Below are 12,294 nucleotides of genomic sequence, written 5' to 3' on the forward strand. Positions count from 1 at the left end.
TTGGTGCCTGCTTTCTTAGGGGCTAAATCTTGAGTTTGTTGGTACTGACGCACCCAGCGGTGTACTGTTCTTTTGGTAACCATGAAGCGTTTAGCTACCTGGCGGATGGAGGTGTTACCTGCCTGGTAGGCTGCTACAACTCTTTGCCGCAAATCCAAAGAATGAGTCGGCATTCCTTTCTCTCCTTCCTCTTGAATACCTGTGCCCTATTTTAAATTAAAAGGCTGTACTTTTCGTCGGGGAAAGAGAATCGGCTCATCAGGGCACTGTCAATCGGCAGCGAGCTTGCTATTATACATTGACCTCACTGAATCCATTTTTTGTGCTCTTGGATACAGAGATCCCATCTGTCCCGGTAACGGGAGGGATCGCCTGGCGGAGCTGCGCTCGGCAAACCTGGCTTACTGCCTCTTGGCTTAGTTGCCGGCCAGATCTTTGCGGAAGCTCTGTAAGAGTGTTAAGAATGATTACACTAGTCTGTCATCCTCTCAGTTTTCCCACTTGTCCTTCTCAGCGCTGTGAAACGACTATGCTAGATCCCATTCCCCCTCCTGTCCTTGAAGAATACCTGTTGGAAGCGGGCATCATTGACCGCTCGCAGCTGAGCTTGGCCAAAAAGCTGCAGCATCGCCAGCAGGGGCCGCTGCTGATGATCCTTTTGGAGCTGAGTTTCATCGATCTCGAGCAGCTCAGGCGCCTTCTGGATTTGGGCCGCACCTACGACCATGCTCCAAACGCTGGATAGCCTTGAGCCCGATTGGCAACAGCATCTGGCCCGCTGGTCTGCGGCTGGGCAGGGATCCCTGCTGCTGAAAAGTTGCGGGAAGAAGGATCCGGCGGAGCTGCGTCGTTTTTTACAGCAGGTCTGCGCCCCTGTCCAAGCGTTGACCTTGCTCACAGAAGACTTGCAGATAGTGGGCGGCCCCCTGACGCTGCAAAGCTGGGATCCGCAGGCCACAGGCTCTTTTGCCCATCTTTATCTGGAGCGCTCTGCGTCTGCACAGCACCTCAGCCGCTTGGCGGCAATTGTGGCTCAGTTGCGCGCCCCCGACGGCTGTCCTTGGGATCGCGCCCAAACGCCTGAGTCGCTCACTCCCTATATCCTCGAAGAAGCCTACGAGACGGTGGCGGCCATTCGGGCCGGGGATCCGGCAGCGATTGCCGAAGAGCTGGGGGATCTGTTGCTGCAGGTGGTGTTGCAATCCCAGATCTTTGCCGAGCGAAACCACTTCGACCTGGAAACTGTAGCCGCGCGGATTGCCGATAAGCTGATCCGCCGTCACCCCCATGTATTTGGGGAGGCTCCGCAGTCAGATAGTTCCAGCCTTTCTGAGTTGCACCGCTCCTGGGAAGACATCAAGCAGAAGGAACAGCCGCAGCAAACCCTCGGCCAGAAACTGCTCCACTACGCCGAAAGTTTGCCCCCCCTGATGGCCGCCCTGAAGATCTCCCAAAAGGTGGTGGGAGCGGGATTTGAGTGGCCGACGGTGGAGGGGATCTGGGCCAAGGTGCGCGAGGAAGAGGCCGAACTGCGCCGAGAGCTGGAACGGGATCCCCCTGACCCGGCGCGACAAGAAGCCGAGTTGGGGGATCTGCTGTTTGCTCTGGTCAATTTGGGCCGTTGGTATGGGCTGGATGCCGCACAGGCCTTGACCCAAACCAACCTGCGCTTTGCCCGCCGCTTTTTGCGCCTGGAAGAGCTGGCGCGGCAACCAGCAGAAGCGGCATTGCCTAGCAGCGGCCAAGCCTCCCCTCTCCAAAGACTCACCCTCGCGGAGTTAGAGGCCCTCTGGCAACAGGCAAAGCAGGAGCACCCCTAATCCCTTCATCTAGAAACCGCGGGAGACCCGCCCTGTACCCCCCTATATCCCCTCCGTATACGGGGGGAGTGGGGGGCCGGGGGCCGGGCCGGTCAGGGCTGGGAGGAACGCGTTCCCATAAGGTACAGTAACAGTATGACCCAAACCCTGACTATCTCCTGCAAGCTCAAGGTGTCTGAGGCGCAGGCCGCCAAGTTGGATGCGACTCTGGACGCCTTTGCGCAGGCACTGAACTGGGTCAACCAAAGCACACCAGAGAAAGTCGTTAACGCAGTCAAACTCCATTCCCTTTGCTATTACGAGATACGCGCTCGCTTTGGGTTATCCAGTAATCTGGCGGGGCAGGTATGCAGGCGGGTGGCGGGGTCGCGCAAGGTTGCCAAGCAAAAGAACCGTCCAGTCAAGGCGTTCAAGGCGGGCTTCGTCACCTACGATGCCCGCATCTTCTCGTTCCGTGAAAAAGACTGGACGGTATCGCTAACTACGGTTGAGGGGCAGGAACGGTTTGAGCTGGCCATGGGTAACTACCAACGGGGCATGCTGGCCGGCACCCACCCAAAAGCGGCCACCCTGGTCAAACGGCAGGACGGTTCCTACTACATCCAGATTTGCGTCGAGCATGACCTGCCGGAGCCCCAGAACACCCCCAAGGCGATTGGAGTGGACTTGGGCAGAACAGATATTGCACACACCTCAGAGGGGGATAACTGGAGTGGACAGCAGTTGAGCCGGGTCAGAGACCACTACTCCCGGTTGAGAGCGGTTCTCCAACGCAAGGCCAGTAAGGGCACAAAGTCTAGTCGGCGGCGGTGCCGGCAGCTCTTGCAACGGTTGTCTGGCCGGGAGAGACGCTTCCAAACCTGGGTTAATCACTGCATCTCCAAAGCGATTGTGTCGAGGGTGCAGGCAACCCACAGCTTTATTGCCTTGGAAGACCTGACCGGGATCCGGGAGCGTGTCAACCAACAGCCGCGTAGCAAGACGGAGCGCCGGCGGTCGAATAGTTGGGCGTTCTACCAGTTGCGGCAGTTTGTGCAGTACAAGGCAGCAAGAGCAGGGATCCGGGTTGTGTTGGTGCCGCCTGCCTACAGCTCACAGACCTGCCACCAGTGCCTGTGGATTGGGCAACGGGAAAGGAAGCGCTTCCGTTGTGTCAACCCGGCTTGTGGTTGGGAAGGGGACGCAGACTACAACGGGGCAAATGTAATTGCGCTTTTGGGGGCTGCTGTAAACCAGCCCCCCTCAATCCCCCCGCCCCCCTGCCCCCCGTATACGGGGGGCAGGGGGGCAGGGGCAGGGGGCTGGAAGGGGGGCGGTCGGAGCCGAGTAGTTTACTTATGTCTGAACCGGGAGACCTGCCCGCGGGATCCCTCAGCGATTGTTAGGCAAATTCTGGATGGGAACGACCAGCTCTTGCACAGGCAGAGCCAGCGGTTGGGCGGTGTCGCCGATCAAGGAGCTGGATGGCACAGGAGGAGAAGAGGCTGGAACCTCGCCGACGGGGCGCAGTTGCCAGCGGATGATCTGCTCGCCGCGGTAAAAGGTCACCAGCAACTGATCCCCTTGCGGTTGGATCTGCCAGGTGCCGTCGCCGCTGGTAACCGAAATCTGCCCGCCGGAAAAGGGCGCATCCAACGCCGGCCCCGACTGCGTCCAAATGCGTCCGCCACCGGTTTCCAGAACCAGTTGCACCGTGGCCCCTTGCCCCTGACCGCTCAAGATCTGGCCAGTGCCACTCCAAACTTGGGTCTCTGTCTGAGCCACGGCGGGCTGCCCAAGCTGTAGAGCCATGAGCAACAGCCCTGCCCAGCTCCCCTGAGCTCGTAGTGCCCTCCTCCAACCAGGAGAGAGGAAAGAATAGCGAGAGAAAAAGGCCATTGCACTCACGTCAGTACCACACGCCGCGATAGAACTGAAACACAGCAGAGCGGGAGGAAGCTCGAGGAAGCAATTTTTTACACTGTCCCTCTCACAGTCTATCGAAACCGTCGGGATCCCTTCGCGTTCTCTTGGGCTTGGGTTGAGCTGGCTGCCGGGATCCTCAGTTGTCCTGATCCCAATTTAGGCAATCCCCGCCCCCCCAGACAGGCTGCAACCTGAGCCTCTGGCTGCGGGGATCCCTAGCAACCGCTTCGCCAATGCGCAGAGCCAAGTCCGAAACCATAACTCAAAGATGGCAATGTTGTTATTTCGATTTAGACTGAGGCACTGCGCCCGCCCCGTTTCCTCTTTTGAGGGAGTCGTGGGGGCTTTTCCTTTCTAGGATCGATGTCTCCTCTCAATTGAGATGAGATTAAGAATTGCTGCGATCCAGAGTTGCAGGGGAGTCTGCTGACAGCTCTTCAACGCAGAGAAAGGAAGCGCTCCAGGGCTGCCACCATCGCCGGTGGCCAACGACGGACGGTTTTCACCCACTCCAGGTCGGCATAGCGGGGATCCAGCCCTTGCACAGCCACCCATTGGCTTTCTGCTTCTCCCTGCCGGCCTTGCACCCAAAGAACAGCGCTGAGGGCAGCCCGCATATCCGGGAACTTCGGGTACTTGCGCACCAAAGCCCGCATCAGGCGCAAGGCAGCTTCCGTTTCTCCCACCTGATAAAGGCAGAGGGCGTAGTTGGCCTGGGCAAAGGCGTAGTCAGGAGCCAGCTCCGTGGCGCGACGGTAATCGGCCAGGGCCTGCTGCCACTCTCCCAGCGCTGCCTCGGCATTGCCCCGGTTGTTGTAGGCTGCCGCATCGTTGGGATCCAACTGCAACACCCGCTCATAATCGGCAATGGCCTCCTGCCAGCGCCCTAGCCCCTCCAAAGCCGTCCCCCGATTTAGATAGGGATCTGGTGCGTTGGGAGCCAGGCGAATGGCCTCAGCATAGTCCTCCAAAGCCTCCTGCAAGCGGTTCTGGCTGACGCGGGCGTTGCCTCGGTTGCTCCACAGGGCCGGGTTGTCGGGCTGGCGCTGCAACAATTGGCTCCAAAAGGCCTCTGCCCGGGCAAAATCTCCCCGGTTGGTGGCAGCAAAGGCTTCCTCAAACAGCCGGTCAATCTCAGGATCGATCTTGGCACTCGCCGCCGCTGCCCCATTCGCTGACTCAGATCCAAGGGGGATCCCAAGCCAAAGCAGCACCAACAGCAGGGCAGCTAAAAGAGGGGATACTCTTGCCTTCATCGCCATTGTCAGTTGGCTCACTAGGTAGATGCTCCCCCATCTTAAGCCGCCGCCCCAGGCTTAGTTGTTCATCTCCCGTTCCAGCTTGGCCAGCGCGATCTGGCTTTCCAGGCGAGAAATGCCTTCGCGGAGGGTTGCCGCCTGCGCTTCAACTTCATCCAAAGATTTGCGAACCGCCTCTGCAGCACTCATGTGTTGGTTCCGCTGCACCAAAGCCTGGCGCGCCAGCTCGTCCTGGTCATGTTGGCTGGCCTTTTGGGCTCTGACAAACCAATCCTCGGCCTTTTGCAGCAGTTGATCGTACTGCCGTTCCAGTTGCTTGCGGCTGGCCAGCGTTGTGGCCAGGCTGCGCTGCAGTTGTTTGAGATCCCGCTCCATCTGGCGGATGCTCACCCTCTGCCGGCTGGGCTTTCTCCACAGCAGCTTGCTCAAGCCCACCATCACCACCGCGGTGGCAATGCCCACGCCCGCAGCCGCTGCCGGGTTTTCCCGCAGGAAGGAGCCGTCCAAAACGTTGGATCCCGCAAAGGCTGAGGTTTGCGCGGCTGTCTCCCGAAACTCCCAGGGCATCACCGGATTGCGTTGCTGCCAAAAACCTCGTCGCGCCGCCTGGGCCAATTCTTGAGCTTCCAAGTAGCGCTCCCGGTTGGCCCCGTACAAAAAGCGCTCATAAACCACCGCCTGCCCCTGGCGCAACATCTCCAAATTCACCAAACCCTCGGCGTTGTACACCTGGGCAATGTGCAGCCCTTCTGGCGTGACGTAGAGAGTATCCACCTGCACCAGGGATCCCGGCGGCAGCAGGCTTTGCAAAGCTTCCTGCGAGAGCCGCCCCCAGCGCCCTTGCGTCAGCTCTGGGGCATCCACATAGGCAAGACGAAAACGGGTTGGCCTGCCGTTCAAGTCTGCCCAAAAGGTGTCCCCATCCACCACCGACCGTACTCGCGCTGTCCCAGAAGATTGGGCCGCTGCAGGGAGGACAAACCAACTGCCCGAAAGGACAGCCGCCATCATCAGGAGAGAAGTTCTTGAGGCCATGGGGATCACTCCTATTGTGCAGAACAACAAAAGTTAAGAAATAATAAGAAATGGGGAAGCTGCGGGAACTTACCGAAAGCCTGGAGCGTCTTCACGAACCGGAAGCAAGAACGATAGCCGCCCCTTCTTCGAGGAGAGGCAGCGGGAGCAACACTTCGCTTGCGCCAGAGAGAGCAGATTCTCTGACGCAGGGATCGGTCCTGTGAAGAAGACGGCTTCCAGGATGACAATTTGGGTTAGAGTTTAGCTCACCTCTTGGGGCAACGTCACAACCCTAGAGCGCAATCTTTGCCCAGTTAGGGGATTGGAATTACAGGCGCAAGCGGTAGGGCTCTTCCTCGGGAAAATCGGGCAGAGGAGGTGGGAGAATCTCGATCTCGCCGGTGGGCAGCGTCCGCAGCACCGTCCCCAATTGGGTCAGTTGTTCCAGAACAAACTGGCGGGTATCCCGGTCGCTGGTGGCATTGAACACGCTCAGCCAGACATCGAAGCGGGAACGGCGGCTGAGGGGGCTGCGGGCGATGTTGTCCCCCAGTTGGCGAAAGTCGTCGCCGGGCAGGCCCACCTGTTCCCGCCAGGCGGCAGCTTGGTAGTAGTCGCGGCGGCCCGCTTCCGCATCCCCCAAAAACATGAAGTTGATCAAGGCGCGATCCACGTAGAGCCGCCAGGCGTCGGGATTGTTTTGGGGGTTAAACTGCTGCAGGCCGCGATCCAAAATCTCGACAGCTTTTTCCGGCTGGCCGGCCCGATAGGCCAACACCAAGCTAGACAGCCGGTAGCCCAAGAAAAAGTTGGGATCCAGTCGCAGCATGTGGTCGAAGTACTCGTAGGCGAGGCCGTAGCCGGTTTGGGCACGAGCAGGGGCGTCGCCGTAGTACTGGATCAGCTCCAGCCACAGCCAGGAGGCGCCCAGGTTGCGGTAGCCCAGCCAGCCCAGGGTGGTGGCCAGGGCGATGTTGCGGTTTTTGCGGGCCTCGGCATTTTCCAGGGCCTCTAGGTTGATCCGCTCCAGCATCGGCACCTGCAGCCGCACCACCAGGATCCCGCACAGCAGCGCCCCGCCCACGGCGGCCAGGGTGCCTGCCAGGGAGAAACGGGAGCGGCGACGGGGCAAAGCAGCAGCAGTCATAGCCAGTTCTGAGCGGATCCCTCAACGGCTACACTCAATCATAAATTCATCCTGCCTTTGCATCGACCGCTCTCTCGCTCTCTGTTGAGCTTTTCCTCTGCGTATGACCAGATCCGCCCTCTCGGCTGCAGACCGGGCCCTCAGCCTCTACGAGGCTCTGCCCTACCCCAACGTGCCCCTCTCGCAGTCGGCCCGCAATGCCCTGGGGGAGATGTTCAAGATGAGCTATACCACCGCCCAGTACCTACGCACCCACGCCCTCGTCCCGTCCGAGGGCAAGGTGATGCTCAACGCCGGCTGTGGCTCCGGCTGGGAGACGCTGATGATGGCGGAGGCCAATCCGGGCGCCCAGATCGTGGCCTGTGATCTGTCGCCGGCTTCGGTCAAGCTCACCGAGGAACGCCTGCGGCACCACGGCTTCACCGATGTCCAGTGCTACGTCCTCAACGTGCTGGAGCTGGATCGCCTGGGGATCCAGTTCGATTTCATCAGCCTGAACGATGTTTTGTATTTGTTGGCGGATCCCACTGAGGGCTTGCGGGCGATGAAAAAAGTCCTCAAGCCCGAGGGCATCATTCGCGCCAATCTCCACAGCCGCCGCCAACGCCAGGTGTTTCTCCGCCTGCAGGCAGCTTTGCAAAAGGTGGGGCAATTCGACGTCCCGCCGGCGGTGGGGGCGCAACATGTGCGGGAGTTCATGGGATCCCTGCAGGAAGAGGTGGCCAAGGCGGTGCTGTGGAACCCGGCCAGCTATACCGAAGATGCCGCCATCATGAACAACTATCTGCTCTCCAACGACAAGGGATTCACGATCCCCGAGGTGTTTGGCATGTTGCAGCAGGCGGGGTTGGGCTTTTTAAGCCTGGTGGATATGCCCGACTGGTCGCTGGAGTCTCTCTTTAAGCAAGTGCCGGAGTTTGTGCGGCAACGGCTGGAAACCCTCAGCGTCATGGAGCGGCTGCACCTCTACGAGCTGATCCGGCCTGCCCATCGCCTCATCGACTTTTGGGCCGAGCACGCCGGCTCTTCCCTGGTGCTACCTTGGACGGATGCAGATTGGTTGGCGGGATCCGTGCAATTCAACCCCCTGCTGATGGACAACGCTCGCTTCCACCAGGAGTACAACAAGGCCCTGCAAGAGAACTGCACCTACGAAATGCAGTGGACAGGGGCCACCCACGGGCGGATCCGCATCCCTGCCGAGAAGGTGAAATGGCTGGCCCCGCTGCTGCAGGGGCCAACTCCGGTGGCAAAGCTGATTCAGCGGGTCGTCGAGTTGGGATCCCTGACGGAAGAACAGGCAACTGACGAGGTGCTGACCTTCCTGACGGCGTTGGAAGACTTTCTATTCGTCATGCTGCAGTAGAGCCGTTTTCCCGTTCCCGACCAATCCCAACTCCCCTCTCCCTCTGGGAGAGGGGTTGGGGGTGAGGGCAGTGGCGCGGAGTGCCTGGGAAGTGTCTTAATCTGGTTTGAGAGGTCGAAAACTGTACGACTCGGATGTCTGCCTGGCCGGCACGTCGCTTCTATGCAGCTCTGCAGCGAGGGCTGACCCAGCCCCTGGATCGCTGGGTGGCCGGGATCACCCTCTGCAACTTGGCGGTTGGGGTGATCTTATTTTTGCTGGGCAACCACACGGCCCCCTATGTGCGGGACTTTAACTGGCAACAGCAGCGGGTGGGATCCCAGGAACTGCAGATGGTGCTGACCTTCAACCGCCCTATGGATGCGGACAGCGTTGCGGCCAACCTGGAGATCCAGCCGCCTCTGCCGGGCCGGATGCGCAAGCTGGGCCGCCGCTTTTTTTGGACGCTGACAGAGCCGGCCCCCTACGGCCAGACCTACCGGGTGCGCCTGCAGGCAGCCGTGGATGAGCGGGGCCAGCCCATGGCGCGGCCTTTTGAGGGCGAGTTTCGCACGCCGGATCGGCAGTTGTTGGGGATCGGCACGGAAGCAGACCAACGGGGGCGGCTGTTGCTCTTTAACCTGGAGACGGGATCCACCACTTTGCTGACGCCGGCGGGGCTGAAGGTTACCCAGATGCAGCCCAGCGCCGATGGCCGCTTCGTCTACTACTTTGCCACCGCCAGCACCATCCAGCAGCAGGATCTCTACCGCCTGGATCTGGAGGATCTGTCTTCCCGGTTGCTGCTGGACCACCAGGGCTACCAAAACCTGCGCTTCCAGGTCTCGCCGACGGGGGAGCTGGTGGTAGCGGAGCGGATCCCCCTGCAACGGGATCCCCTGGCTCCCGTCCAGACGGAACTGTGGATCCAGAAAAGGAGCCGGGATCCCTTTGAGCGGCTGGATCTGGATACGGCTTTGGGGGGAGACTTTTTCATCAGCCCTGATGAGAGCAGCCTGCTCATCTCCCAGGGGCAGGGGGTGGGGATTGTGCCCTTGCAGCCGCGGGCGGCAGCGGAGAGCTTTTTGGCCCAGTTCGGCCAAACCTTGGCCATCCGTCCCGATGGGGCTTTCGGGGCTTTGCTGCGCTTCAATCCCGACTACACCCGCAGCCTCTTTATCGTCAGCAATACCGGCACCAGCGAGGAGATTTGGGTTACCGAGGGATCCGTAACCAAAGGAGCTTTTTCGCCGAGGGCACCCGTCTTTTACGGCTTGGTCAGCGAGGCCGAGTTTGTTGGTGAGGGCGCGTTGGCATCTCTGGCCTACACCGAGTCCCCCCGCTTGCTGGCAGTGGTGTTCGGCAGCGGCGGCGCGGCCCCGGCGGGCAAGACCGTAGAGGTGGGGCGGGCCGACTATCCCTTTGAGCTGGACTTCAGCCTTTCCCCTGACGGCCGCCTGTTGGCCTACACGCTTTTGGAGCCCTTGCAAGAGGAGATCCCGGATCCCTGGGCCCCCTTTAGCCGCACTGGGCAAGCGATCCGCAGCGGGCAAGTGTGGCTGGTGGACTTGCAAGATGGGCTGCCGATCCCCAACAGCCGTCGCCGCCTGCCGCTGAGCAGCAGCGCACTGGCCTGGATCCCTTAGTCAGGAGGAGTTCTAGGCAAGCAAGGCCTAAAACCCAGGCCAGATGCAGAGCAACTCCCCTCTCCCCCTAGCGAGCCGAGGTTCTCAGTTTGGTTAGGATAATCACTCCCACCAGCGCCAGGGTTACCGTGTTGGCAAGCAGGATGACCGCATCTTGGCGCAACAGGCCGTACAGATCCCACATCAGGATCCCTGCCCCAAACAGCAGCAGGTAGCTCCAAGAAAAATCGTCCGCCTTTTGGCTATGCCAAGTTTTCCAGGCTTGCGGGAAGAAACTGGCAGTGGTCAGAGCAGCAGCCGATAGGCCCACCCAAAAGGTGAGGTTCATAAGTGTAGCTCCGGCTCGACAAAGCCCTGCAGCGGCTGGGCCGCTTCCGCCTCGCTCAAGCCCTTGGCCTGCAGCAACACCCCAAAGCTCCCCAACCCCAGCGGATCCAGCAGAGCGTGAAGGGCATGTCGCCGTTGCAACACCTGGCCCAGATCCCCCCCCTCGTCGCCAACTTGGCCGAGGGCGGCCAGCCTTTCCGCCAATCCCAGGTTCACCAAAAAGCAGCTCTGCTGGGTGAAGCCCAGGCACTTGAGCCCCAGAGACTCCCCCACCTGCTGCAAGGTGGTAAAGTCCACGTGGGCAGTGAGATCTTGGGATCCCACCCAGACATAGGGATCCGCGTAGGTGCCGTGTTGGCGGTAGGCCAGGAGCGTGCCCTGGAAGCGCTGGGGGCTGTAGTAGCGCTGGGCGGTGTGGCCGTAGTCAAGGGTGAGCACGTAGCCCCGCCGCAGCTTGCGGGCCAGAAGCTGGAGCCACTCTAGGGCCTTGAGGTTGACCTCCGTTTGGTAGCCGGAGGGATAGGTGGCAATCGGGATCCCCAGGCGGGCAAAGTACGCTTCCAGCGCGGGCGTAGAGAGATCCCCTAACACTTCTCGGAAGCCCTCCCCCTCCGCCCAATCCACGTAGATTTCTCGCAAGGCCCCCGCCTGCACCTGCACCCGATGGACTGGGAAGGCGTCCACCAGCTCGTTGGAAAAAAAACAGCCGGTTACCGAACCATCTGGGATCTCGTCCCACTCTAGCCAGCGCACCTTCTCGCCATAGCCGGCCAAGCGCTCCTGCTGTAGCCGCCGCAAAAAAGCAGAGCGCTCGAGGATCCCGTACTCCAGGGCTTGCCAGAAGTCGGGCCAATTGGAGCACACATAGGCCAGCCAATCTTCGGCCAGGCGCCCGCTGCCCGCCCCCATCTCAATCACCGCAAAATGGGGAGGGGATCCCAAAATGTGCCAGAACTGGAAGATCTGCTCAGCCAACAGTTGGGCAAAATCCGCCGCCAAGTGAGGGGAGGTGCGATAGTCCCAGCCGAGGGGGAGATGCTCCCGCTCGTAGTAACCCAGACCTGGCTCGTAGAGGGCCCACTCCATGAACTGGGCAAAGGTCACGGGTCCTCGGGCGCGAATGCGGCTGCCGATCAGCTCTGGCAACCTCCGGTCGGCCTGCGAGGGCGACAAGGGCAAATCCGGATTGCCCAAGCCTAAGTCTTGCCTAGAAGGGCTTACCAATGGGGATAGACTCACTTGTTCAAGGGACGACGCCAATTTTGGCGAAACTGGCGGTTGGTCAAGAGCAGCAGTGGCCAGAGGGCCGACACCGCCCACTTTCCAGAGCCTGAGTAGATGCGATCCGCCTTGCGGGCTGAGTACCAAACTCCCCCTGCGTAGATTGCCAAGAGCAAAAAAGGCCACATTTCTCTCACGTCCTGCGAACGCTGCTCAGCCGGTTAAGGGATCCCCCCTAGTAAGCGTCCTGCAACTCATAGAAGTCAGGCGTGATATAGTCCTTGCGCAGCGGCCACCCAATCCAGTCTTCCGGCATCAAGATCCGCTTCAAGTTGGGGTGTCCCTCAAAGATGATGCCGTACATGTCATAGGTCTCCCGCTCCTGCCAGTCCGCCGACTTCCAGATCCAGTACACCGAGGGCACCCGCGGATCTTGGCGGGGCAGCTTCACCTGAACCCGCACCTCCTGCGGCCGATCTGCCCCGTCCGCCAGTTTGATCAGGTGATAGAGGCTGACCAGGGGTTGCCCTGCCCCCAGGTCGTAGCCGCACTGGCACTCCAGGTAATTGAAGCCGTAGGCATAGAGGGCAGTACACACAGGCAAGAG

13 protein-coding genes and 1 pseudogene are annotated in these 12,294 nt (G+C 60.4%); 5 read left to right on the forward strand and 9 right to left on the reverse strand.

Going from position 1 to position 12,294, the window contains the following annotated elements; all coding sequences use genetic code 11:
- The coding region (locus NW809_RS06370) for a helix-turn-helix domain-containing protein (protein ID WP_143597033.1) at positions 1 to 173 on the reverse strand (173 nt) is incomplete at its 3' end.
- A 356-nt stretch (positions 174 to 529) separates the two neighbouring features.
- Here NW809_RS06370 and NW809_RS06375 point away from each other — a divergent pair.
- The 3 genes and pseudogenes from NW809_RS06375 to NW809_RS06385 form a co-directional block, all read left to right on the forward strand.
- Complete coding sequence (locus tag NW809_RS06375) at positions 530 to 745, forward strand: DUF2949 domain-containing protein (RefSeq protein WP_041438447.1); 216 nt, start codon at positions 530 to 532, stop codon at positions 743 to 745.
- Positions 726 to 1,820: a nucleoside triphosphate pyrophosphohydrolase gene (gene mazG, locus NW809_RS06380; RefSeq protein WP_099813021.1), complete on the forward strand. Its 1,095-nt coding sequence runs from the start codon at positions 726 to 728 to the stop codon at positions 1,818 to 1,820. The genes NW809_RS06375 and mazG overlap by 20 nt, the downstream gene beginning before the upstream one ends.
- A 135-nt stretch (positions 1,821 to 1,955) precedes the next feature.
- Positions 1,956 to 3,059: pseudogene (locus NW809_RS06385) on the forward strand (RNA-guided endonuclease InsQ/TnpB family protein); the annotation flags it as partial.
- A gap of 132 nt (positions 3,060 to 3,191) precedes the next feature.
- On the opposite strand, the gene NW809_RS06390 reads toward NW809_RS06385, so the two are convergent.
- The 4 genes from NW809_RS06390 to NW809_RS06405 all read right to left on the reverse strand — a co-directional run bounded on the left by NW809_RS06390 (position 3,192) and on the right by NW809_RS06405 (position 7,148).
- A complete protein-coding gene (locus tag NW809_RS06390; RefSeq protein WP_143596971.1) occupies positions 3,192 to 3,584 on the reverse strand; it encodes a hypothetical protein in 393 nt (130 codons plus the stop codon).
- A 578-nt stretch (positions 3,585 to 4,162) separates the two neighbouring features.
- Positions 4,163 to 4,981: a tetratricopeptide repeat protein gene (locus NW809_RS06395; RefSeq protein ID WP_011430823.1), complete on the reverse strand. Its 819-nt coding sequence runs from the start codon at positions 4,979 to 4,981 to the stop codon at positions 4,163 to 4,165.
- A 60-nt stretch (positions 4,982 to 5,041) separates the two neighbouring features.
- Positions 5,042 to 6,019, reverse strand: a complete 978-nt coding sequence (locus NW809_RS06400) for a PspA/IM30 family protein (protein ID WP_011430822.1) — start codon at positions 6,017 to 6,019, stop codon at positions 5,042 to 5,044.
- A gap of 310 nt (positions 6,020 to 6,329) precedes the next feature.
- Positions 6,330 to 7,148, reverse strand: coding sequence for a hypothetical protein (locus NW809_RS06405; RefSeq protein ID WP_011430821.1), 819 nt, complete (start codon positions 7,146 to 7,148; stop codon positions 6,330 to 6,332).
- A 103-nt stretch (positions 7,149 to 7,251) separates the two neighbouring features.
- On the opposite strand from NW809_RS06405, the gene NW809_RS06410 reads away from it, so the two are divergent.
- Complete coding sequence (locus NW809_RS06410; RefSeq protein ID WP_011430820.1) at positions 7,252 to 8,514, forward strand: class I SAM-dependent methyltransferase; 1,263 nt, start codon at positions 7,252 to 7,254, stop codon at positions 8,512 to 8,514.
- A 134-nt stretch (positions 8,515 to 8,648) separates the two neighbouring features.
- Positions 8,649 to 10,139 carry an Ig-like domain-containing protein gene (locus NW809_RS06415; protein WP_011430817.1) on the forward strand — a complete coding sequence of 497 codons (1,491 nt, stop codon included), beginning with the start codon at positions 8,649 to 8,651 and terminating at the stop codon, positions 10,137 to 10,139.
- A 67-nt stretch (positions 10,140 to 10,206) separates the two neighbouring features.
- On the opposite strand, the gene NW809_RS06420 is transcribed toward NW809_RS06415, so the two are convergent.
- The 4 genes from NW809_RS06420 to NW809_RS06435 form a co-directional block, all read right to left on the reverse strand.
- The gene (locus NW809_RS06420) at positions 10,207 to 10,467 is read right to left on the reverse strand and encodes a SemiSWEET family sugar transporter (protein ID WP_041438445.1); all 261 of its coding nucleotides are present in this window, start codon (positions 10,465 to 10,467) and stop codon (positions 10,207 to 10,209) included.
- Positions 10,464 to 11,660, reverse strand: a complete 1,197-nt coding sequence (locus tag NW809_RS06425) for a class I SAM-dependent methyltransferase (RefSeq protein WP_414401755.1) — start codon at positions 11,658 to 11,660, stop codon at positions 10,464 to 10,466. Before NW809_RS06425 ends, NW809_RS06420 begins: the two co-directional genes overlap by 4 nt.
- A 41-nt stretch (positions 11,661 to 11,701) precedes the next feature.
- Complete coding sequence (locus tag NW809_RS06430) at positions 11,702 to 11,875, reverse strand: hypothetical protein (RefSeq protein ID WP_011430814.1); 174 nt, start codon at positions 11,873 to 11,875, stop codon at positions 11,702 to 11,704.
- A gap of 47 nt (positions 11,876 to 11,922) precedes the next feature.
- Positions 11,923 to 12,294: NAD(P)H-quinone oxidoreductase subunit J (locus tag NW809_RS06435; RefSeq protein WP_414401756.1), on the reverse strand; the 372-nt coding region annotated here is incomplete at its 5' end.

Origin of the sequence: Synechococcus sp. WC101 (assembly GCF_047461555.1) — a bacterium.
In the GTDB taxonomy this organism is placed as follows: Bacteria; Cyanobacteriota; Cyanobacteriia; order Thermostichales; family Thermostichaceae; genus Thermostichus.

Coding starts and splice junctions, on each gene's coding strand:
- NW809_RS06400 (WP_011430822.1), bottom strand. CDS start 6,019: ATGGCCTCAAGAACTTCTCTCCTGATGATGGCGGCTGTCCTTTCGGGC.
- NW809_RS06410 (WP_011430820.1), top strand. CDS start 7,252: ATGACCAGATCCGCCCTCTCGGCTGCAGACCGGGCCCTCAGCCTCTAC.
- mazG (WP_099813021.1), top strand. CDS start 726: ATGCTCCAAACGCTGGATAGCCTTGAGCCCGATTGGCAACAGCATCTG.
- NW809_RS06415 (WP_011430817.1), top strand. CDS start 8,649: ATGTCTGCCTGGCCGGCACGTCGCTTCTATGCAGCTCTGCAGCGAGGG.
- NW809_RS06405 (WP_011430821.1), bottom strand. CDS start 7,148: ATGACTGCTGCTGCTTTGCCCCGTCGCCGCTCCCGTTTCTCCCTGGCA.
- NW809_RS06395 (WP_011430823.1), bottom strand. CDS start 4,981: ATGAAGGCAAGAGTATCCCCTCTTTTAGCTGCCCTGCTGTTGGTGCTG.
- NW809_RS06420 (WP_041438445.1), bottom strand. CDS start 10,467: ATGAACCTCACCTTTTGGGTGGGCCTATCGGCTGCTGCTCTGACCACT.
- NW809_RS06430 (WP_011430814.1), bottom strand. CDS start 11,875: ATGTGGCCTTTTTTGCTCTTGGCAATCTACGCAGGGGGAGTTTGGTAC.
- NW809_RS06375 (WP_041438447.1), top strand. CDS start 530: ATGCTAGATCCCATTCCCCCTCCTGTCCTTGAAGAATACCTGTTGGAA.